At 33.7% G+C, this 22,722-nt stretch carries 22 protein-coding genes; 19 read left to right on the forward strand and 3 right to left on the reverse strand.

The features are described from left to right. Positions 1–171: 171 nt before the first annotated feature. From AC4CVH_RS14695 to murC, 3 genes are all read right to left on the reverse strand, one after another. Entirely contained in the window at positions 172–1,518 is a 1,347-nt protein-coding gene (locus tag AC4CVH_RS14695; RefSeq protein ID WP_490788492.1) for a [Fe-Fe] hydrogenase large subunit C-terminal domain-containing protein, read from the reverse strand. Positions 1,519–1,629: 111 nt separating this feature from the next. Next, on the reverse strand, positions 1,630–1,941 hold the full coding sequence (locus tag AC4CVH_RS14700) for a hypothetical protein (protein ID WP_490788493.1): 312 nt from the start codon (positions 1,939–1,941) through the stop codon (positions 1,630–1,632). 82 nt (positions 1,942–2,023) lie between these two features. Beyond that, positions 2,024–3,403 (reverse strand): UDP-N-acetylmuramate--L-alanine ligase, encoded by a 1,380-nt coding sequence (gene murC / locus AC4CVH_RS14705; protein ID WP_490788494.1) that lies wholly within the window; start codon positions 3,401–3,403, stop codon positions 2,024–2,026. A 209-nt stretch (positions 3,404–3,612) separates the two neighbouring features. Between murC and purR the strand changes: the two genes are divergently transcribed. From purR to AC4CVH_RS14800, 19 genes are all read left to right on the forward strand, one after another. Continuing rightward, positions 3,613–4,431 carry a pur operon repressor gene (purR, locus tag AC4CVH_RS14710; RefSeq protein ID WP_490788495.1) on the forward strand — a complete coding sequence of 273 codons (819 nt, stop codon included), beginning with the start codon at positions 3,613–3,615 and terminating at the stop codon, positions 4,429–4,431. 99 nt (positions 4,432–4,530) lie between these two features. Next, positions 4,531–4,821, forward strand: coding sequence for a septation regulator SpoVG (gene spoVG / locus AC4CVH_RS14715; protein WP_490788496.1), 291 nt, complete (start codon positions 4,531–4,533; stop codon positions 4,819–4,821). Positions 4,822–4,954: 133 nt separating this feature from the next. Then, positions 4,955–6,331 carry a bifunctional UDP-N-acetylglucosamine diphosphorylase/glucosamine-1-phosphate N-acetyltransferase GlmU gene (gene glmU / locus AC4CVH_RS14720; protein ID WP_490788497.1) on the forward strand — a complete coding sequence of 459 codons (1,377 nt, stop codon included), beginning with the start codon at positions 4,955–4,957 and terminating at the stop codon, positions 6,329–6,331. A gap of 29 nt (positions 6,332–6,360) precedes the next feature. Then, complete coding sequence (locus tag AC4CVH_RS14725) at positions 6,361–7,320, forward strand: ribose-phosphate pyrophosphokinase (RefSeq protein WP_490788498.1); 960 nt, start codon at positions 6,361–6,363, stop codon at positions 7,318–7,320. Positions 7,321–7,548: 228 nt separating this feature from the next. Further along, a complete protein-coding gene (locus AC4CVH_RS14730; RefSeq protein ID WP_490788499.1) occupies positions 7,549–8,235 on the forward strand; it encodes a response regulator transcription factor in 687 nt (228 codons plus the stop codon). 2 nt (positions 8,236–8,237) lie between these two features. Then, positions 8,238–9,653 (forward strand): sensor histidine kinase, encoded by a 1,416-nt coding sequence (locus tag AC4CVH_RS14735; RefSeq protein WP_490788500.1) that lies wholly within the window; start codon positions 8,238–8,240, stop codon positions 9,651–9,653. A gap of 83 nt (positions 9,654–9,736) precedes the next feature. Continuing rightward, a complete protein-coding gene (locus AC4CVH_RS14740) occupies positions 9,737–10,936 on the forward strand; it encodes a S1C family serine protease (protein WP_490788501.1) in 1,200 nt (399 codons plus the stop codon). A 210-nt stretch (positions 10,937–11,146) separates the two neighbouring features. After that, positions 11,147–11,710, forward strand: a complete 564-nt coding sequence (gene pth / locus AC4CVH_RS14745) for an aminoacyl-tRNA hydrolase (RefSeq protein WP_490788502.1) — start codon at positions 11,147–11,149, stop codon at positions 11,708–11,710. An 88-nt stretch (positions 11,711–11,798) separates the two neighbouring features. Beyond that, positions 11,799–15,320 carry a transcription-repair coupling factor gene (gene mfd, locus AC4CVH_RS14750; protein WP_490788503.1) on the forward strand — a complete coding sequence of 1,174 codons (3,522 nt, stop codon included), beginning with the start codon at positions 11,799–11,801 and terminating at the stop codon, positions 15,318–15,320. Positions 15,321–15,468: 148 nt separating this feature from the next. After that, a complete protein-coding gene (locus AC4CVH_RS14755; protein WP_490788504.1) occupies positions 15,469–16,494 on the forward strand; it encodes a peptidylprolyl isomerase in 1,026 nt (341 codons plus the stop codon). A 155-nt stretch (positions 16,495–16,649) separates the two neighbouring features. Further along, positions 16,650–17,195, forward strand: coding sequence for a stage V sporulation protein T (gene spoVT / locus AC4CVH_RS14760; RefSeq protein ID WP_490788505.1), 546 nt, complete (start codon positions 16,650–16,652; stop codon positions 17,193–17,195). A gap of 214 nt (positions 17,196–17,409) precedes the next feature. Beyond that, entirely contained in the window at positions 17,410–18,945 is a 1,536-nt protein-coding gene (locus AC4CVH_RS14765; RefSeq protein ID WP_490788506.1) for a putative polysaccharide biosynthesis protein, read from the forward strand. A 14-nt stretch (positions 18,946–18,959) separates the two neighbouring features. Next, on the forward strand, positions 18,960–20,411 hold the full coding sequence (gene yabN / locus AC4CVH_RS14770; RefSeq protein WP_490788507.1) for a bifunctional methyltransferase/pyrophosphohydrolase YabN: 1,452 nt from the start codon (positions 18,960–18,962) through the stop codon (positions 20,409–20,411). Between the two features lie 86 nt (positions 20,412–20,497). Next, positions 20,498–20,773, forward strand: coding sequence for an HU family DNA-binding protein (locus tag AC4CVH_RS14775; protein ID WP_490788508.1), 276 nt, complete (start codon positions 20,498–20,500; stop codon positions 20,771–20,773). Positions 20,774–20,838: 65 nt separating this feature from the next. Further along, complete coding sequence (locus tag AC4CVH_RS14780) at positions 20,839–21,096, forward strand: RNA-binding S4 domain-containing protein (RefSeq protein WP_490788509.1); 258 nt, start codon at positions 20,839–20,841, stop codon at positions 21,094–21,096. A gap of 50 nt (positions 21,097–21,146) precedes the next feature. Beyond that, positions 21,147–21,437: a sporulation protein YabP gene (yabP, locus tag AC4CVH_RS14785; protein ID WP_490788510.1), complete on the forward strand. Its 291-nt coding sequence runs from the start codon at positions 21,147–21,149 to the stop codon at positions 21,435–21,437. Between the two features lie 29 nt (positions 21,438–21,466). Then, a complete protein-coding gene (gene yabQ, locus AC4CVH_RS14790; RefSeq protein ID WP_490788511.1) occupies positions 21,467–21,871 on the forward strand; it encodes a spore cortex biosynthesis protein YabQ in 405 nt (134 codons plus the stop codon). Positions 21,872–21,976: 105 nt separating this feature from the next. Beyond that, a complete protein-coding gene (locus AC4CVH_RS14795; protein WP_490788512.1) occupies positions 21,977–22,252 on the forward strand; it encodes an FtsB family cell division protein in 276 nt (91 codons plus the stop codon). A 56-nt stretch (positions 22,253–22,308) separates the two neighbouring features. Beyond that, entirely contained in the window at positions 22,309–22,719 is a 411-nt protein-coding gene (locus AC4CVH_RS14800) for a S1 domain-containing RNA-binding protein (protein WP_490788513.1), read from the forward strand. The last annotated feature ends 3 nt before the right edge of the window (positions 22,720–22,722 follow it).

The following is a 22,722-nucleotide window of genomic DNA, read 5'->3' on the forward strand; positions in this document are numbered from 1 at the left end:
ACTTATTATAACTGAGCCATAGTTTATTTTGAATACGTTTATAAATCAAATTTTTTCTAATTAATTCGGAAAAAACATATTAATTAGTTATGAAAAAAGTTCCTTTAGCAATATGCAAAAAGGAATTTTTTCATTATGTATATATTGAAGTTGTAATTTGATGTCTTGATTTTAGAAATTTCTTTCAAATATATCTATTTTATTTTCGTCTTTAAAATCCTCTATGGAGTTTATTCCTATTTTATTCAAAATTTTGTCCATACACATGCTGTCTACAGAGACTTTTATGTCTGAAGCTTCTGCGAATTTGTTTACGTGTTCTCGACCCTCTTCTTTTGGAATTATTGATTTTGGTCCACCGACGCATCCACCAATACATCCCATTCCTTCTATAAAGTTGGCATTGACCTGACCGTTTTGAGCCTTTTCAAGAATAGCTTTGCATTCTTTTATTCCGTTGGCCTGAATTGCATTTAAAAGATTATGTTTTTCAGGGAAAAGTTTCTTTACCGCATCATTTACCGCAATGGATACTCCTCCAGTACGGGCGTAGAGTCTTCCGCCTTTTGAAGCATATTCGGAAGACTGGTCATCTTCAAGCTGTGAAGGATCTATATTCATGGATTCAAAAATATTTTTTACTTCTTCAAAGGTAAGGACAAAATCTATATCTCCTTTTATATCATTGTTTTTTGCTTCAGCTTTTTTAGCAATACAAGGTCCTATGAATACGACTTTACAGGATGGATTCAATTTTTTTATTACTCTTCCGGCAGCTATCATCGGGGATACGGAAGGAGATACGTATTTTATGAGATCGTTGTAAACCCGCTTTAACATTCCAACCCACATTGGACAGCAGCATGAAGTTATCATAAGATCATTTTCATTTTTAACGTAATGATCGAATTCAACGGCTTCTTTAAGAGTAAGCATATCTGCAAAAAATGCAACCTCAACCATATCAGCAAAACCCATCTTTTTAAAGGCGGATCTTAACTGTCCGATTTTTACAGTACTGCCAAATTGTCCGATGATTGCAGGGGCTACAGCAGCTATTACAGGTGCCTTACTTCTTATTATATTTGCCAGGGGAAGAAATTGAACTGTATCCATTATTCCACCTTTAGGACAGGCATCTACACACATGCCGCAGTCTACGCATTTTTCTTCATCAATAATAGTGGTGTTGTTCTTTTCGTCTTTTATTATTGCAGAAAAAGGACATGATTTTTCGCATAGAGTTTTTCCATTGTCATCTTTACACTCAAGAGAACAGCTTTTTACTTTATTTACGATTTTAGCACTACTTTTGTATGATTTTATGCAATTTTTCAAGTCAGATATGAAGTTTGGTCCATAATTTAATTTTGTTCCACAGAGTGAAGATATTATAGAGCATAATTCTTCTTTGTCGGTTGAATCCTCTTTGAGGATTTGTTCTATATTTTCGTCGAAAGTGCCGTTGTAATATGATTCTACGATGGATTTAAATAAGTTATTATATTCTTTCTTCATTTTGATTAACTCCTTGAAAATTGTTATTTTATAATGCTCATTATATCATAATTATAATGGTTAAATATTGCAAAAGCACTATGCTTACATATAATGTTGAAATAATAGATTTTATATTTTATTTGAGTCTTCTATACCTTTTACAGGTACTGTAGACATCAAAAAACCTACCAAGACAGAAACAACTGCAGGAGTTATTATGTTTATGTATGATATATAGTAACTTCTATAAAGAAAGAATGCTATGATTCCGTTTATGGATATTGTTATGAGAAAAACATAAATTACAAATTTGGCAAAGGAGTCAAACAGTTTCTCATATATTTTATGTCTTACAGAACCACTTAAAATAAAGTGGAACAAAAAATATGATGCGAATATTACTAGAATATCTATTAAGCTTGATATAATGAAATTTTTCAAAATAAAAAGCACCTCCAACTATAGTAAGATATTTTGTTACTTAGTATTTACTATATTGAAGGATTTTAAACATTATATTTATTTATTTTTCAAGATACATATCTCCGACTTTGAATACATCTCCAGCACCTACAGTTATTAGGATATCACCATTTTCAACTGTTTGTTTCAGAAAGTTTACTATATCTTTAAACTCATGCAGGTTTTTACATGGTATTCCTCTGTCTGATATACTTTTGGCAAGCATTTCCGAACTTACCTGCTTGGTATCTTTTTCCCTGGCAGCATATATGTCTGCAAGTACAAGACTATCAACTTTGTCAAAGGATTTTGTGAATTCATCATAAAGATTTAGTGTTCTCGAAAAAGTATGGGGCTGAAAAACACAATATATTTTTTTGTGCGGGTAGTTTTGTACAGCATCAAGAGTCGCCATGATTTCTGTTGGATGATGTGCGTAATCATCTATTACTGTGACGCCGTTTTTGATTCCCTTTATTTCAAACCTTCTGTGTGCGCCTTTGAAACTGGATAAGCCGCTGGCTATATCTGATTTTGTTATGTTTATAATCAGTGAGGAAGCTATGCTTGCAAGGGAATTGAGTATATTGTGTTTCCCGGGTATATTTAGTTTTATAGGTACAAGTAAGTCGTTTTGTTTGTAAACATCAAAAGAGGCACAGCCTGTATCATCATACTGTATGTTCCTTGCAGTAAGATCTCCGCTTTCTATACCATAGGTCACCACATTGCAGTTTACCTCTGAGGTTACATTTTTCATTCTCTTGTCATCACTGCAGCATACAAGGTATCCGTTTTTCGGAATCAGCTTTGCAAATTTTATGAATGCATCCTGTATGTGTGAAATGTCCTTGTAGTAATCAAGGTGATCTTTGTCTATGTTCAAAATGACTCCTACATATGGAAAGAATTTTAAGAAGGATTCTTTGTATTCACAAGCTTCTGTTATAAAGTAATCACTGTGGCCAACTCTTACGTTGCCATCTATAAGATCGAGTTCGCCTCCAACCAGTATTGTAGGATCTGTATTGGCTTTAAGGCATATGGTGGATATCATGGAAGTAGTGGTTGTTTTACCGTGGGTACCTGCAATAGCAATATTGTATTTGTGACCTTTCATTATGTGACCTAGAAATTCAGCCCGTATCATGAGAGGAATATTCAGTTCACGACTTTTTAAAAGCTCGGGATTATTATCGGAAAGCGCAGCTGTGTAAACAACTAGGTTTATGTCTTCTGTTATATTTTCTTCGGACTGGCCTATATATATTTTTGCTCCCATGGATTCCAGCTTTTCTGTTAAAGGGGAAGCTTTCATGTCGGAACCCGATACGTTAAATCCCTTTTTTATTGAAATTTCAGCAAGACCACTCATGCTGATACCGCCTATTCCTATAAAGTGTATTCTTTTATTTTTATCTTTTATAAAATCAAATGACAATAAAATCACTCCTTATATTAGTACATATCACTTAATAATTATATACAAAAATTCACCAAAAAAACATGGTAAAAAAATTATTGTTAAAATTACTGTAAGAGGGTTACATAAAATGGCTGTTGATTCATATTGTATTTTAGAATACAATATGAATAATAGGATAAAAATAAAAGAAATTATTCGCAAATTTTTAATAGATAGGTGATAAAATGCACAACAAGCTCAGTAGAAATCATAGAATAGCAGCTATAACCAAGATCTTGCTTGAAAATCCAAACAAGATAATTAGTCTAAAAAACTTTACCGAATTGTTTAATACTGCTAAATCAACTGTAAGTGAAGATATAGTTATGGTGAGAGATACATTTGAAAAATTGGATGTTGGAAATATAGAAACCGTATCCGGTGCTGCAGGTGGGGTTAAATATGTATGTGGACTTTCAAAGGAAAAAAGCAGGGAATTTGCTGAAGGATTATGTATTATTTTAAAAAATAGAGAAAGAATAATACCAGGCAATTTCCTTTATATGACTGATATTATGTTTAATCCTAGAATAATATATACTGCAGGAGTTATTCTGGCCTCAAAGTTCATAGGCAAAGCTGTTGATTATGTGGTTACAGTTGAAACAAAAGGAATCCCGCTCGCCTATGAAGTCGCCAAAATGCTGGGAGTTCAAATGGTTGTTGTCAGGAGAGAAAGCAAATTTACAGAAGGGTCAACGATTACAATCAATTATGTTTCGGGCTCTACAGGAAGAATTCAAAACATGTCGCTTTCAAAAAAAGCAATGAAATCCGGAAGCAAATGTATATTTATAGACGACTTTATGAGAGCTGGTGGAACAGCGGTTGGCATAATAAATCTTCTCAAGGAATTTGACAGTGAACTTCTTGGTATCGGAGTTCTTATAGATAATGTTGAGACTCCAAAGAAACTTGTACGGGACTATGTGTCCATAGTCGATTTCAAAGGTATTGATGACAAGGGTGATGCGCAGTTGTTTCCGTCTGAGGCGGTTGAGTAGCTGGAATCTCAAAAAACTTCTTAGTTTTTAAAAAAATAAGAAGGAAAAATATAAATTTTAGAGAATAGTATATACATAAGCATCTTGGAGGTGGATTATATGCAAATTACAGACGTTAGAGTTAGAAAGATTGCTGCTGAGGGTAAGATGAAGGCTATTGTTTCCGTGACTTTTGATAACGAATTCGTTGTCCATGACATAAAAGTCATAGAGGGTCAAAACGGACTTTTTATTGCAATGCCTAGTAGAAAAACTCCTGACGGGGAGTTTAAAGATATTGCACATCCAATTAATACTCAAACAAGGGAAAAAATCCAAAGTGCTATTCTTGACGAGTATGAAAAGGTAAAAAAAGAAGAAGCTGTTGCTAAAGACAATGCTGAGGAATAATAAAGGGGAGTAGAAATACTCCTTTTTATTATTGCAGCAGTTGCAAATAGTAAACATATAAAATATAATAATAATGAATCTTTTATATAATATACGTTATAAAATGTAGTTAATGCTATAAAGAGGTGTTAAAATGTATAATTGTGCTATAATATTAGCGGCCGGTCAGGGAACCAGAATGAAGTCATCCATCCCGAAGGTACTTCACAAAGTTTGTGGAAAAGAAATGGTAAACGTAGTTATAGATGAAGTTAGAAAAGCACAAATAGACGACATAGATGTAGTTATAGGAACAGGTGCAGAAAAAGTAAGAGAAGCTGCATCGGACAAGGGTATAGGTTTTTCTGTACAGGAAGAACAGTTAGGCACAGGGCATGCGGTTGTCTGTGCTAAAAGTTTTTTGGAGGGAAAAGATGGTACTGTTGCCATATTTACAGGCGATGCACCACTTATACAAGCCAAAAGTATTAAAAAACTTCTTGAGTTCAAGCGTAACGGGGGGTACAGTGCGGTTGTACTTACCTCAATAGTTGATGATCCTTATGGCTATGGAAGAATTGTCAGGGAGACCAGTGGTGATGTTTCCAAAATAGTCGAACATAAAGATTGTTCCAAAGAGGAACTTAAAGTCAATGAAGTGAACTCCTCCATGTATTGCTTTGATATAAAATCGCTTCTCTTTAGTTTGGACAAGATAGACAACAATAATGCACAGGGGGAATATTATCTCACAGATGTTATAGAGGTCATGAAAAACTCAGGAAAGAAAATAGGGGCAATCACTATCCCTTTTGATGAAACTAGGGGAGTGAATTCAAGACTTCAATTGTCCAAGGTAGAAGAAATAATGAGAAAAAGAATAAATGAAAAGCACATGGAAAATGGTGTTACTTTGATAGACCCATCATCTACGTACATAGATTTGGATGTTGAAATAGGAAAAGATACTATAATATATCCGCAGAATGTAATTCAAAGAGGTACAGTTATAGGAGAAAATTGTATTTTATATCCTGGGTCAAGAATAGAGAAAAGTATTGTAGAGCAGAATGTTAAAATTCAAAGTTCTGTTATATTGGAAAGCAAAATTGGTAAAAATACAACAGTAGGTCCATTTGCATATATAAGACCGGAAAGCTCAATAGGAGATTCTGTAAGAATAGGGGATTTTGTGGAAATTAAAAAAACTTCCATAGGAAAAGGTACAAAAGTATCTCACCTCACTTATATAGGAGATGCAGAAGTTGGGTCCGGCTGTAATTTTGGCTGTGGTACGGTAGTTGTAAACTACGATGGAAAAAAGAAAAACAAGACCATAATTGGAGACAATTCATTTATAGGATGCAATGCAAATTTGGTGTCTCCGGTTAAGGTGAATGATAATACATATATAGCTGCTGGTTCTACTATAACAGATGAGGTTCCAGAAGGATCACTTGCTATAGCAAGGGCAAGACAGGTAAACAAGCAAGGCTGGGTGCACAAAAAAGGACTAGATAAAAAAGACTGAGGAAATAAAATTTAGGAGGGCTTAAAAAAATGATAACCCATGGAAAAAGCATTAAAATATTTACAGGAAATTCTCACCCGGATTTGGCTCGAGAAATAGCCGATATTCTTAACATGCAGGTGGGAGATTCAAAGGTTTCCACTTTTAGCGATGGAGAGATATCTGTAGATATTAATGAAACAGTAAGGGGAAGAGATTTATTTATAATTCAATCCACTAATGATCCCGTAAATGACAACCTTATGGAACTTTTAATCATGATAGATGCTTTCAAGAGAGCATCAGCAGGAAGAATTACAGCTGTAATTCCGTATTATGGTTATGCAAGGCAGGACAGGAAAGCAAAAGCAAGGGATCCAATTACTGCAAAGCTTGTTGCAGATTTATTAACAGCTGCTGGAGCAGACAGGGTTCTTACTATGGATCTGCATGCATCGCAGATTCAGGGATATTTCAACATACCGCTTGATAACCTTCTTGGAGCGCCGATACTTGCAAAATATTTTGTAGATAAAGGCTTCTGCAACAAGGATGATGTAGTTGTTGTTTCACCGGATCTTGGAAGTGTAACTAGAGCTAGAAAGTTTGCAGATAAGCTTCATACACAAATAGCAATAATAGATAAAAGAAGACCAAAACCTAACGTTTCTGAGGTTATGAACATAATCGGTGATATTAAAGGCAAGAGAGTAATTCTTGTAGATGATATGATAGATACGGCGGGCACTATAACAAACGGTGCGAATGCACTTATAGAAAGAGGAGCAAAGGAAGTTTATGCTTGCTGTACTCATGCCGTATTGTCAGGTCCTGCAATTGAAAGAATAAACAATAGCGTTATAAAGGAACTTGTTATGCTTAATACAATAAGCCTTTCCAAGGAAAAAATGCTTGATAAGTTTACTATTTTATCAATAGCACCTGTATTTGCAGAAGCAATAAAAAGAATATATGGTGATATGTCAGTCAGCAAATTATTTGAGGATTAATATAGTGCGACAAAAAACATGTAGGAGTCTATTCTACATGTTTTTTTGCGCATGAGGAGTGGATTTGTATTTGTAACTTATTTGTTACATTTTAAGTATTTGCTACTATATTGTGCGTTTTATATGTTAAATTAATATTGTTGATATAAAATACAATGATGGATTTTATTTTGATTTATGTGATATATGAATGGTTATTTTTGATTAGAAGAGAGGTAGAGATAAATTATGGAGGGTTCTATTGGAAAGGTATTAATCGTAGATGATGACGAGAATATATGCGAAGTAATAAAAATGTATGTGGAAAGTGCAGGGTATGAGGTAAAGGTAAGCCACGATGGAAAATCCGCAGAGGATATGTTCCTTGAGTATAAGCCCGACTTGGTACTTCTTGACATAATGCTTCCGAATATTGATGGTATAGATGTTCTCAAATGGATAAGAAAGGATTTTGAAACACCTGTAATCATGCTGACGGCAAAAGGTGAAACATTTGACAAGGTGCTGGGACTTGAGCTTGGAGCTGACGATTACATAGTAAAGCCCTTTGAAGCAAAGGAAATGCTGGCAAGGATAAAGGCTGTACTCAGGAGATATAGTGTTGACAATGAAAACAAGGAAATTTTAAAGTTTGAAGATCTTACTATAGATATAAATTCATATACTGTTGTATACAAGGGCAAAGAAGTAAAGATGCCGCCGAAAGAATTTGAACTGCTTTATTATTTGTCCAGCAATAAAAACAGGGTATTTACAAGAGAACAGCTTCTCTGTGAAGTATGGGGTTATGATTACCCGGGAGACTCTAGAACAGTGGATGTTCATGTAAAGAGACTGAGGGAGAAACTTCAGGGAGGATCCAACTGGCGGATAGAAACAGTATGGGGTGTAGGATACAAGTTTGAGGTGAAATAAATATGAAAAGGGGTTTGTTTTCTAAACTTGTAGTAGTATTTACGGTTATAATATCGCTTAGCTTTGTAATGACATTTGCGTTTTTGTCATACTGGTTCCAAAATTATTATTTCAATCAGAGAAAATCTGAGGTTATTCGTGAATCCGAATTCATAAAAGAGAGAACAATAGAATATCTTGATGGAAATATAAGTTCAAGTGAGATAAGTAATACTATAACCTATATAGGCAATTATCTTTCAGCAGATATATGGCTTGTGGATAATTATGGATATGTTTATTCTGTTTCAAAGAGTCAGCACAAGGACCTTGTAGCAACTTCGAAGCAGATAATCACAAGTGATCTCAAGGAACTTAGAGAAAACAAAACAGTAGACAGAACGGGAAACTATTCAAATATGTTTGTTTCACCGGTTCATACCTTTGAAGTTCCTATTTTTTCAAAAGGATCATTTAAAGGAGCCATAATGATACATACTTCCATAAGTGAATTGAACAGTGCCCTGAAGCGTGTCTATCAGATAATATGGATATCTGCAATATCTGCAATCATAGTATCCTGTATTGTGATATATTATCTTTCCCAAAAAATCATAATAAGACCCCTTGAGAAAATAAACTATGTAGCTGACAAGATATCAAAAGGGGAAGTTGAAAAAAGAGTATACATATCTTCAAATGATGAAATAGGAGTTCTTGCAGATTCATTCAATAGCATGGCTGATTCACTTCAAGAGGTTGAAAAAAACAGAAGGGAATTTATATCAAATGTTTCTCATGAGATACGATCTCCCATAACTTCCGTAAAAGGATTTATAGGGGGAATACTCGATGGCGTAATTCCACCGCAGAAACAGAATTATTATCTGTCACTTGCATATTCAGAGGTACAGAGACTTACAAGACTTGTCAACGACCTTCTTGACCTGTCATCCATAGAGGCAGGACAGTTTAAGCTTAGAATTGACAAGGTGGATATAAATGAAGTAGTAAGATTATGTGTAATAAAATTAGAGCAGCAGATAAATAATAAAAAGTTAAAAGTGGATGTTCGGATGGAAGATGACAAACTTTATGTGGCTGCAGACAAAGATAGAATAATACAGGTTGTAACAAATCTTATAGACAATGCTGTCAAATATGTAGTTCCGGGAGGAAACATAAAAATTGACACGAAAACAAAAGGAACGAAGGCTATTGTATCTGTCTTTAATGATGGAGAAGGTATAAACGAAAATGATTTGAATCATATATGGGATAGATTTTATAAAGGTGATAAATCAAGAACCTCAAAGGTAAGTACGGGTCTTGGTCTTCCAATAGTAAGAAGTATACTTACGCAGCTTGGAGAGGATATATGGGCTAGAAACAAAGAAGGCGGAGGAGTAGAATTTACATTTACCCTTAAGAGGATTTAACAAATCATTATGTTATTGTTCATACTTGTGTAAAAAAATTTTATTATAATAGCGATAAATAAGAGTGTTATGGGGTGTAATTAATGGATGATAAAAGAAATGATGGCGTAAAAGATGTGAAATGGCAGAGTGTAAATGAAGATACTGCAAAGATAAAATTCATAAACACCAGAAAAAAGTCCAATATAAAGAAAATTATAAAGTTTTGTTCTTTTATACTTATAGCCGCGGTTTCCGGTGGAATATCGGGAGCATATGTGGCAGGTAAAAAGGAATCCGACAAGGTGTATACGCCCAATAATCAGACATTAATGCAATCCAAGGATAGTAGTGGGGAAAGTGAATCTAATGTACAAAAGTATTATAACAGCAATTCGGCTAAAAGTGGAAATTCAATAGCAAGGGTAGCTGAGACGGTTGGGCCAACTGTAGTGGGGATAAGCAACAAAAGCCAGGGATACTTTGGAATTCAAGACACAGACAGTGGTTCTGGAATAATAATAAATTCAAAAGGGTATATATTGACTAATTACCATGTAATAAAAGATGCAGATAAGGTTACTGTAAAACTATCAAGCGGGAAGATTTTGAGTGCGTCGCTTCAGGGTCAGGATCCGAAAACTGATGTTGCGGTTATAAAGGTGAACGCGAACAATCTCCCCCAGGCCACTCTTGGAGATTCTTCAAAGGTTAAGGTTGGTGATGCGGCTATAGCTATAGGGGATCCGCTCGGCGAGGATTTTGCAGGATCAGTTACGGCAGGAATAATAAGTGCAGTTAATAGAAAGATAGAATATGACGGATCAGAGTATAATAAAGTTATACAGACAGATGCGGCGATAAATCCGGGAAACAGTGGTGGACCGCTTTGTAATGAGAATGGTGAGGTAATAGGCATAAATAGTTTCAAACTGGGATCCAAGGAGGGTATGGGCTTTGCAATCTCCATAAACGAGATAAAGAGTGTGATAAAGCAGCTTATAGAAAACGGTAAGGTTTCAAGGCCGTATCTTGGAATATACGGTGAGGATGTAATTATGGAAAACAACAACATTCAAGGTATATATATTCAAGAAGTACAAAAATCAAGCGGCGCATACAAGGCCGGTATAAAACCGACTGATGTTTTGACAGAGCTGGATGGAAAGAAAATAACCCAGCTTGACGATGTGAAAACCATTATAAATTCTCACAAGGTAGGAGATAAAGTCAAGTGTAAAATTTGGAGAGACGGAAAGGCTTTGTATGTAACTGTAGAACTTCTAAAGCAGGAAAACAATTAAATGTAAATGTGTATATATGGCATCAAGTTTTTATATATGATATAATATAAGCATATTTCCATATCGGGGTTATTGAGTTTTAATTTAGCAGTTTTCTGTTAAGTTAAAACTTTTGTGTGTACGTGTAAAACCATATGGATAATTATACTGTATATAGAAAATAGTAGATTTTGCATTGTATGTTTGAATTAAATAGATTGGAGAATAAACATGTTTTTGATAGTTGGACTAGGAAATATTGGTGACAAATATGATTGTACTAGACACAACATAGGTTTTGATGCCATTGATTTTATAGCTAAAGAGTACGATATAGATATAAATAAATGTAAATTCAGCGGTGCTTATGGAAATGGAATGATACAAAATAAAAAAGTCATGTTGTTAAAGCCGAGTACTTATATGAATTTAAGTGGTGAGAGTGTACGGCAGGCATCAGATTTTTACAAGATAGAAAGTGGTAATATAATTGTAATTCAGGATGATATAAGTCTTCCGGTAGGAAAGATAAGAATAAGACATAATGGAAGTCATGGAGGACATAATGGAATAAAAAATATAATATCCAATTTGAATACTGATAAATTTACAAGAGTAAAAGTAGGTGTTGGACATCCTAACACAGATATAGTTTCTTATGTTCTCGGGAGATTTCAAGAGGAAGATAGGAAACATATAGAAAAGGTTTTTAAAGTTGTAAAAGATGCAGTGGAGTGTATTGTAGACAAAGGCACGTATGATGCTATGAACAAATTTAACGGACTTAGTATTTAGTGTTTTGCCGCAGTTGCCTGATTTCAGGAGACTAGCGGTTATTCTGCGTTTATGTGTAATTGAAAAATTTTATAGGGTGGTTGTTAAAATGAGATTGAATGGATTTATGGAACTCATGAAAAATAGTGTTCAGTTTTCACATATAATGGATTCAATTAACAGTAATGAATTTCCGATTGGAGTTTTTGGACTTTCTGATTCAGGAAAAAGTTATTTTGTTGATTCGGCATATGAGAAAATAAATAAATCGGTTTTAGTGCTGACGCATAGTGATATTGAAGCGAGAAAAATTTATGATGATTTATCTTTTTATGATAATAATGTGTACTATCTTCCTACAAAAGAAGTTGTATTTTACAATATAGATGCTATTTCTGGAGATCTTAGATGGGAAAGATTAAAAGTAATCAGGCAGATGCTTAAAGGTGGAAAAAAGATTATAGTTACGTGTATAGAAGCATTGACGTCCCTGTATGTTCCACGTGATTTATATAAAAAGTATACATTTAAGCTTATGGAAGGTATGAGCATTGATTTAAAGGATTTCAGCAGAAAGCTTGTCCAATGCGGATATGAAAGGGTTGATATGGTTGACTCAAAGGGGCAGTTTTCAATAAGAGGGGGAATAATGGATATATATTCTCCTATACTTGCTGAACCATATAGAATAGAATTTTTCGGCGATGAAATTGAATCTATAAGAAATTTTAATGTTGAGTCACAGAGAAGTATTGAAAAAGTTAAATCAATAGAGATATTTCCTGCAAAAGAGGTTATACTTGATGATGACAGTATAAAAAAAGGATATGACAGTATAGAAAAGGATAAAGATGAAGTACTCCAGAAGCTTCGTGAAAACGAAAATTATGAGGCGGCTGACAGACTTGAGGAAGTAATCAATAAAAACCTTGAGTCACTGAGGGAGAACTGGGGATTTGAAACAATAGATGGATATCTTCCATATTTTTATGATACTCCTGCTGTTTTCCTGGAATATACAAAAAATTATTTTATAATGGTTGACGATACTAAAAGATGCATTGGAAAACTTGACAGTGTTTATTTTGAATTTGAAGAAAATTATAAAAGTTTTTTAGAGAGGGGAAGTGTACTTCCAAAACAGGTTAAATTGCTTGTAAACAAAGAACAAGTAATAAGTCTGCTTATGTCGCACGAACTTATTACAATGGATGCAATCGCGAAATCAAGCGAGTATCTAAGCCCTAGAAGTATAGTAGAGTTTACACAGAAGACTTTAAACAATTATGTTGAAAAACCAGACCTCCTTATAGAAGAAGTGAAAGATAAAAAAAAGGAACAATTTAAGACGCTGATACTTTCGGGTACAAGGCCGAGAGGGGAGAGGCTTGCAAGTGCCATGAAGGAAAATGGCATAGAATGCAGCTACAAGGATAAAGTTGATGAAATAAAAAATGGGGAGGTTGTAATAACTTTTGGAAAGTTATTAAACGGATTCGAGTATACGGATTTGAAGGTATGTGTTATATCGGGCGGCGATATGCTTGCTGTTTCAAAGAGAAAAAGAAGAAAGAAAACTGTTAAAAAAGGAATAAACAAGATAAAAAGTTTTACAGAGCTGAAGCTTGGCGATTATGTTGTTCATGTAAATCATGGAATAGGAGTATATAAAGGCATAAAACAGCTTGATGTTCAAGGTCACAGGAAGGATTATCTGGAACTTGCATACTCAGGCGACGACAGACTGTATGTACCGGTGGAACAGCTTGATATGGTTCAAAAGTACATAGGCAGTGAAGGAAAATCTCCTAAAATAAATAAACTTGGAACTACAGAGTGGTCAAAAGCAAAGAAAAAAGCTAAAAAGTCAATAGAGGAGATAGCAGATGATCTCGTTAAACTTTATGCTGTTCGTTCTACGGTAAAGGGATATAAATATTCAAAAGATACCATATGGCAAAAACAGTTTGAAGATGAATTTCCATATGAGGAAACTCCAGATCAGGCAACCGCTATACAGGAAATAAAAACAGATATGCAATCAGACAAAGTAATGGATAGACTTTTGTGTGGAGATGTGGGATATGGAAAAACAGAAGTCGCGGTAAGGGCTGCGTTCAAAGCAGTAATGGATGGAAAACAGGTGGCTTTTCTGGTGCCTACAACGATACTTGCCCAGCAGCACTATAACAATTTTATAAAAAGATTTTCTGATTTCCCTGTAAGAATAGATATGGTGAGCAGGTTTAGAAGTGTTTCTGAACAAAAAAGAACTATGAAAATGTTAAAAAGCGGTAATGTGGATATACTTATAGGAACACATAGAATACTTCAGAAAGATGTTCAATTTAAAGATTTGGGACTTTTGATAATAGATGAGGAGCAGAGGTTTGGAGTTACCCACAAGGAAAAAATAAAAAAGATGAGAAAGAATGTAGATGTTTTAACTCTAAGTGCTACTCCAATACCAAGAACGCTCCATATGTCCCTTGTAGGGGTTAGGGATATAAGTGTAATAGAAACTCCTCCTGAGCAGAGAAGACCTATACAGACTTATGTTGTAGAATATAACGACCAGCTTATACGTGATGCCATTCTCAGGGAAATAAACAGAGGAGGACAGATATACTTTGTATACAACAGGGTTGAAAGTATAGGTAAAATGGCATCTTACATTTCAAAGCTCATACCGGAGGCAAGAATTGCAGTTGCACATGGACAAATGAAGGAAAGAGAACTTGAGAACATAATGATATCCTTTATGAACAATGAATACAATGTTCTCGTCTGCACAACTATAATAGAAACCGGAATGGATATACAGAATGTCAATACAATGATAATCTATGATGCCGATAAGATGGGACTTTCTCAACTCTATCAGTTGAGGGGAAGAGTAGGAAGGACGGATAAAATAGCATATTGCTATTTAACATATAGAAGAGATAAAATATTGACGGAAGTGGCAGAAAAGAGACTCAAGGCCATAAAAGATTTTACGGAGCTCGGTTCTGGATTCAAGATAGCCCTTAAGGATCTTGAAATAAGAGGGGCAGGAAACATGATGGGTTCTTCTCAGCATGGACACATGGCTGCAATAGGTTATGACCTTTACTGTAAAATGCTTGAAGATACGATTAGACTAGTAAAAGGAGAGGTCGAAGATGAGCCTGTAGAAACAACGGTTGAATTGAGGGTTGATGCATATATACCAAATAAATATATAGAAAATGAATCCCAGAAGATAGAGATATACAAAAGAATAGCTGCTATAGGGTGTTATGATGACATGATGGATATAAAAGAAGAACTTGAAGACAGATTTTCAGATATTCCGGAACCTGTATATAATCTTATGTATATAGCATATATAAGGAGTATAGGAAAATCACTCTGGATAGAAGAGATAAAGGAAACTGGAAAAGAAGTTGTATTTACGTTTAAAAACAAGGAAAAGATAGATTCAGAAATTTTAAAATCAGTAATCAGAAAGTATTCAGACAACATAATACTTAAGATGGATAAGAAGCCTGGCTTTGGTTATAGCGTCAAAAATATAAAAAGAGAGAAGCTTATAGTTGCTATAAAAGAGTTAATGGAATCAATGGCAGGGTTTAAAGGTAAAGAATAGTTTCAGCAATTTTGAAAAAATGTTAACAAAAATGATTTTGTTATGGAATTGTATTTATGATAAAATTAGTTTGTGTTTTAAAAGCGGTTGTTAACGTAAATTTAATAGAGATTTATTGGTTTTAATACATAAAAGAGTGGAGGAATAAATGTTGAATAAGAAAAGACTTTTAAGTGCTGTTTTAGGAGTTGCAGTTGCAATTTCCGTTTCAGGATGCAGCATGATAGAAAAGACTCCCCAGGCTATAGCAAATAGTACTGTTGCTGTAGTTAATGGAGAAAAGATAACACGAGGGGAACTCGATAAAAATCCATATACACTTAGCTTGATTCAGCAGGCGAAGCAGCAGTATGGAAAAGATTATTCGGAAAATGATGAAGCAGTTAGTACGATAAAGTCGCAGAAAGAACAAATACTTGATACAATGGTAACAGAGAAGATATTAAGTCAAAAAGCAAAAGAGCTGAAAGTTCTTCCAAGTGACTCGAAAGTTAAGGCTGATGCAAAAGATCAAGTAAGCAAAATGAAAAAACAGTATTTTAACAATGATGCTACAAAGTTCAAGGAGGCTTTAAGCCAGCAGGGACTCACAGAACAGTCTTTGAATGATATGTATGTAGATCAGGTCAGAAATGAAGAGATACAGGAAAACATATCAAATAAGCTTACTAAAAATATAAAAATTACAGACAAACAAATTGAAGATTATTACAATAAGAATAAAGATAATTATAGAGAATATCCTACGAAAATGCATCTTTCCCATATACTTGTAAAAACTGAAAGTGAGGCTAAGAAGGTAAAAGCCAGACTTGACAAAGGTGAAAGTTTTTATAAAGTTGCAAAAGAGGTTTCTACAGATACTGCGACTAAGAATAATGGTGGAGATCTTGGAGATGTAAGTGCCAATGATACTAATTATGATTCCAAGTTTATGGCTGGTGCAAAAGCACTTAAGGAGGGACAGATATCAGATCCTGTTCAAAGCAGTTTTGGATGGCACATTATAAAATGCATAAAGAAAACAACATATCCTGTGAAGAAGCTATCCAGTGTTAAAAGCGAAATAAAAGCAACACTTGAGAAAAGTCAGAAAAGCAGTATAGTGGAAAAGAAAATTGCCGAGTGGAAAAAAGCCGCAAAGATAGAAAAGAAAGAAAAAAATATAATGTAAAAAACAGATTTTATGATATAAATAGCCTTAATTAGATAATTCTAATAAGGCTATTTTTTAATTTTTTCTAGTTTTAATAACAATTGTGTATAAAATTTCATATTTAGAAAAATAATAATAACACAATTCATATAATTTAAGGAGGAATAAGAAATATGAAAGCAACTGGAATTGTTAGGCGTATAGATGATTTGGGAAGAGTTGTTATACCGAAGGAGATAAGAAGGACTCTTAGAATAAGAGAAGGAGATCCACTTGAGATATTTACCGATAGGGAAGGAGGCGTTATTTTAAAAAAGTATTCACCTATTGATGAATTGAGTGAAGTGTCGAAGGGTTATGCGGAATCTCTTGAGCAGACTATAGGAAATATCATAATTATATGTGATATGGATAGTATAGTTTCACTAAGTGGAGCTTCAAAAAAAGAATATATGGACAAAAAGATAAGTGATGAGATAGAAGGAATAATTGAAAACAGGAAGCTTGTAAGATTGAATGGAAATGAAATAGTAGATCTGTATGATGATGAAGAGGCGAAGGGAAAGTACACGGAACAGGTGATATGTCCTATTATATCAGGAGGAGATGCAATCGGGGCAGTTGTAATAGCTTCAAAAGAAGATGTGGATTTTGGGGATGTGGAAACTAAACTTGCCGAGACTGCAGCATCCTTCCTTGGAAAACAGATGGAGGAATAATATAATGGCAGTTTAAACTGCCATTATATTATTTTATCCATGAGCATGACTTTATACTCATTAAATGATTATTGACAATAATTTAAAAAATACTCACTCGAAGTAATAATAATTGCTGAATTAAAATACTTATAAACATATACAGTATGTTTATAAGTATTTTAATGTGCTGTTTTAAATAGGATTGCAATTAAGAATATTCGGGGGTATTTTTATGATAAAACAATCACTTATGAAAGGTACACTTATTTTAGGAGCGTCAGGAATAATATGCAAATTTCTTGGCCTGTTTTTCAGATGGCCCTTGCAGATGTTAATTGGAGACCAAGGTGTTGGATATTACCAAATGTCATTTCCATTGTATATGTTTTTTATAGCTGCGGCATCAGGAATACCTGTAGCAGTTTCAAAAATGGTATCTGAAAGTTATGCAACTAAAAATTATGTGCGTGTAATTCAGATATTCAGAAAAGCACTTTTACTTATGTTTATACTTGGGACCGGATTTACTGCACTTCTATTAATATTTTCAAAGCCTATAATAAATTTTTTGAAATGGGATAATAAATCATATTATTCACTTATAGCTATTGCATTTGCACCTATGTTCATATCTATAATGAGTGCATTTAGAGGCTTTTTTCAGGGACTTCAAAACATGAATTATACGGCAATTTCGCAGGTGATAGAACAGATAGGAAGAGTTGTAGTTGGAGTTGGATGTGCATACCTTCTGCTTCCGAAGGGAATAGAATATTCAGCAGGAGGAGCGGCCTTGGGAGCAGCGGCAGGAGGGCTTTTTGGAGGTATATATCTTGTAAGAAAATATTTCGTAACTAGAAAGGAAATACATGTACATAACCTTCCAGAAAATCAGGAAATATTAAATACCCTTTTATATATAGCAATTCCTGTATCCATAGGAGCGGCTGTGAGCAGTATAATGAGTCTTATAGACTCTGCACTTGTTCCACAGAAACTTCTTCAAGCCGGATTCACATACGTTCAATCCACTATATTATATGGACAGCTTACAGGAAAGGCATTTATACTTATAAATGTACCACTTACGTTGTCAGTGGCATTATGCTCGTCACTTGTTCCGATAATTGCCGAATACCATGTGCTTAATAAAAAATTCGAACTTGTGTCAAAAGTAGAACTTGCATTCAAACTGTCCACAGTTATAGCGATACCGTCGATGCTTGGATTGTATACTTTGGCCCACCCAATTTTGGACTTGCTTTTTCCGGGACAGTCACAAGGTTTTAGTATACTTCAATATTCTGCAATATCAATTCCGTTTATTATAATTGCCCAGACGTCCACGGCTATACTTCAAGGACTGGGATATTATATTGTTCCTGTATTAAATCTTGCAGCAGGATGTATTTTGAAAATTGTATTTACAATGACACTTGTGCCAATACCATATATAAACATTTATGGAGCTATATTTGGGAGTATAGTTGGATATGCTACAGCAGCGATTCTTAATGTGATTTTGCTCAAGAAGAAATTGAATATAAGTATAAATGGATTTGAAACAATGATAAAACCTATATTTGCATCCATATTAATGATAATAGCTGTTGTAATTATCTATATGAATGTCTATAATTATACCATAAGTAGTAGATTTGCGTGCTTTTGTTCCATATCTTTAGGGGTAGTTATATATTTTATTCTCCTAGTTGTTCTCGGGATATTCAAATATGGATATATAAAAAGATTGTTTTTCAAAAAGTAGAAGGAGAAATTGACATGATTGAAATAGTAGGATTGGGTCCCGGTTCTGTGGAATCACTTACACTTGGTGCTGTAAATATTCTTAAAAGTTCAAAGAAAGTTTATTTGAGAACAAAGAATCATCCTACAGTGAAATATTTGGTAGATCAGGGCATAAAGTTTGAAACGTATGATAGTATATATGACTTCGAGCAAAAATTTGAAGGTGTATATGAAAAAATAGCAAAGACTCTTGTGTTGCAGGAAAAAAAGTATGGTAATATAGTATATGCAGTTCCAGGGCATCCGCTTGTGGCTGAAAAATCCGTGTCAAATTTAATAGAGCTCTGCAGGCAGGGTTCAATTGAATACAGGATAGTTCCAGCAGTAAGTTTTATGGATGCCTTGTTTGAGAGCCTTCAAATTGACATGGCTGGGAATTTGAAGATAATAGATGCATTTGATATAAGCCCGTATTTTCTTGACAAAAGATGCAAAGTGATTATAACCCAGGTGTATGACAGACTTATTGCATCGGAAGTCAAGCTTAAGCTTATGGAATATTACGAGCCGGATATAGATATCTATTTTATAAGGGCTGCCGGTATAAAAGAAATCGAATCCGTAAGGCGTATAAAACTTTACGAATTGGATAGACAGGATGATATAGATTTTCTGACATCGATTTATATTCCGCAAAATTCTAGGGCTGGGTATGACTTCGTAGATTTACTTCAAATAATGCAAACCCTCCGTGGAGATAATGGATGTCCGTGGGATAAAGAACAGGATCATGAAAGTATAAAAAAGTGTCTTATTGAAGAAGCTTATGAAACTGTGGAGGCAATAGAAGACAAAAACTTTGACGGACTTGTAGAAGAACTTGGAGATGTACTTTTCCAGGTAATATTTCACGCACAGCTTGGAAAAGAGGAAGCTCTATTTAACATAAGTGATGTTATAGATGGAATTTGCAAAAAAATGATAGAGAGGCATCCACATGTATTTGGAAACACAAAAATTGAAAGTTCGAGAGAAGTAATTGAAAAGTGGGATGAGATCAAAAAGAATCAACAGGGTTTAAAAACATACACCGATGAACTTAAGCATGTGGCGAAAACATTGCCGGCTTTGATGCGTGCGGATAAAGTTCAGAGAAAAGCAGCGAGGATAGGTTTTGATTTTGACAATAAAGAAGATGCATTGAGTAAAGTAATTGAAGAATATTACGAATTAAAAAGTGTATATAATAGCAAACAAAGGGCAAAAATAGTAGGTGAAGTAGGAGATTTGATATTTGCTGTAGTAAATGTTGCTAGATTCCTTGACATCAACCCTGAATTTGCATTAAATTATACTATAGAGAAATTTATAAAACGATTTGCATATATAGAAAATAAAGCTAAATGTAACAACACAAGTATTCAAAATATGACAATAGATCAAATGAACAAATTTTGGGAGGAATCTAAGAGTAAGGGAATTTAGCTTTTATATGCAAAAAGAAGGATTTTTTAAACAGATGAAGAATATGCTAACGTATAAGCATACCAATTATTGAGGAGGTAAAAAAGGTGAACAAATCAGAATTAATTGCAAGCATATCAGAAAAATCAAGTTTGACTAAAAAGGATGCAGAAGCAGCTTTAAAAGGTTTTATACAGAGTGTTGAAGAAACACTTGAGCAGGGAGATAAAGTACAGCTGGTTGGATTTGGTACATTTGAAACAAGAAAGAGAGCTGCACGAGTTGGAAGAAATCCAAGAACAAAAGAAGAAATAAACATACCAGAATCAACTGTACCAGTATTTAAAGCTGGTAAAGAATTCAAAGATAAGGTAAATAAATAACATAAGCTTTTCAAAGAACCTGGGTGAAAATCTAGGTTTTTTGTTATATTTGGGAGGGTTATTTTATGAGATTGGATAAGTACCTTAAAGTATCTAGAATAATAAAGAGGAGAACTGTTGCAAAAGAAGCTTGTGAAGGTGGGAGAGTAACAATAAACGGAAAGGTTGCCAAGCCAAGCACGGAAGTAAATGAAGGTGACATTATAGAAATAAGATATGCCAAGAGTACACTTATGGCCAGAATATTAAATGTAAAGCAGCATGTAGTCAAGCAGGATGCCCAAAATATGTATGAAATACTTCCTAATGTAGATAATAAGTAATAAATAATAATCCCTCTACATATATTTATTTATAAGTGGAGGGATGTTTTATGGAAAAGAAAGAAATTAATATGGAAGACAAAAAGAGCTCTTTGAGTCTTGAAAATAGAAAAAAATTAATTGTAACAGGTATTATAGAAGTAATAAGCTTCAATGAAGATCAGATAAATTTGAATACTAATCTTGGAACACTTGACATAAAAGGCACTTCACTAAAGATGAATAAGTTGGATGTTCAAAATGGACAGGTAATAATTATTGGAAATATAAATTCATGTATATATACAAATAACCAGAAAAAGAAAAGAAAGCACAATATAATTTCAAAAATGTTTAAATAGCTATATGGGTTAGGGTGATATATATGATCATGTCGATAAGTACTCAAATAAGATTAGTTATATTTAGTTTAACTGCGGGCATCATTACAGGAGTATTGTTTGATTTTTACAGGGTTATAAGGGGTTTTGCGAATATAAATAGAGTTGTAGTGTTTATAGAAGACATGCTTTTTTGGACCTTTGCAGGAATCAGTGTTTTTTTATTCCTGCTCTATGCAAATCATGCATACACTGATATGTATGTATATTTGTTGATAATTACAGGTATATTTTTATATTTTAAATTTGCCAGCAGTGAATTGATTGGGCTTGAAGAAAAAGTTTTAGGTGTAATAGTTAAGGGTTTAAGAATAATAATCAACTTTGTTCTTTACCCTTTTGAGATTATTATATATTGTTTGAAATCAAAAAATAATAAAAGTTACAAAAAATAACTTGAATAAAATTAGAAATCAAATTACAATATAATTATATGCTGTAATTTATAATGAATATAAAATTATGAATGTGTAGATTATTATATTAGGGGAATTGATAATATGAAAAAGGTTAAGATTAAAGCTAAAAATATAATTGTTTTAGTATTGATTTTATATGTAGTCTATATATTTGTAGAACAGCAGATAACCATGACAAATATAAAAAAGCAGATAAGTAACAAATATGCTGAAGAGCAAACAGTAAAAGAAAAAAATACCAAATTACAGGATGAGGTTAAAATGTCTACATCTGACATGTATATAGAAAAATTGGCAAGAGAGAAGTTAGGTTTTATTAAGCAAGGCGAAACTCCTGTAATAAATGTTAAAAATTAATACTTAGTTTATAAATTTTATTTTATATATTATTTTTAAGGAGGAGTCTTTTTAATATGACCTTAAAGGCAGGAAGCATACTAGAAGGTACAGTAGTTAATATAACCAATTTTGGAGCCTTTGTTGAAGTTGATGGTAAAACTGGATTGGTGCACATATCTGAAATATCCGACACTTATGTAAAAAATATAAGAGATTATCTTAAGGAGAAAGATAAAGTAAATGTGAAGGTAATTTCTATTGATGACAATGGTAAAATAAGTTTATCTATAAAACAGGCAAGTCCAAAAAAGAAAAGTTCTAGGCCTGTAGAAATAGATTGGCAGAAAAATCAGGAGAAACAAGGACAGGGAAATTTTGAGGATAGATTATCGAAATTCCTGAAAGATAGTGAAGAAAGATTTCAAGATATTAAAAAACATCAGGATTCTAAAGGCAGGGGATATAAAAAGTCTTCAAATTATTAATTC

The organism is Clostridium pabulibutyricum (genome assembly GCF_058242705.1).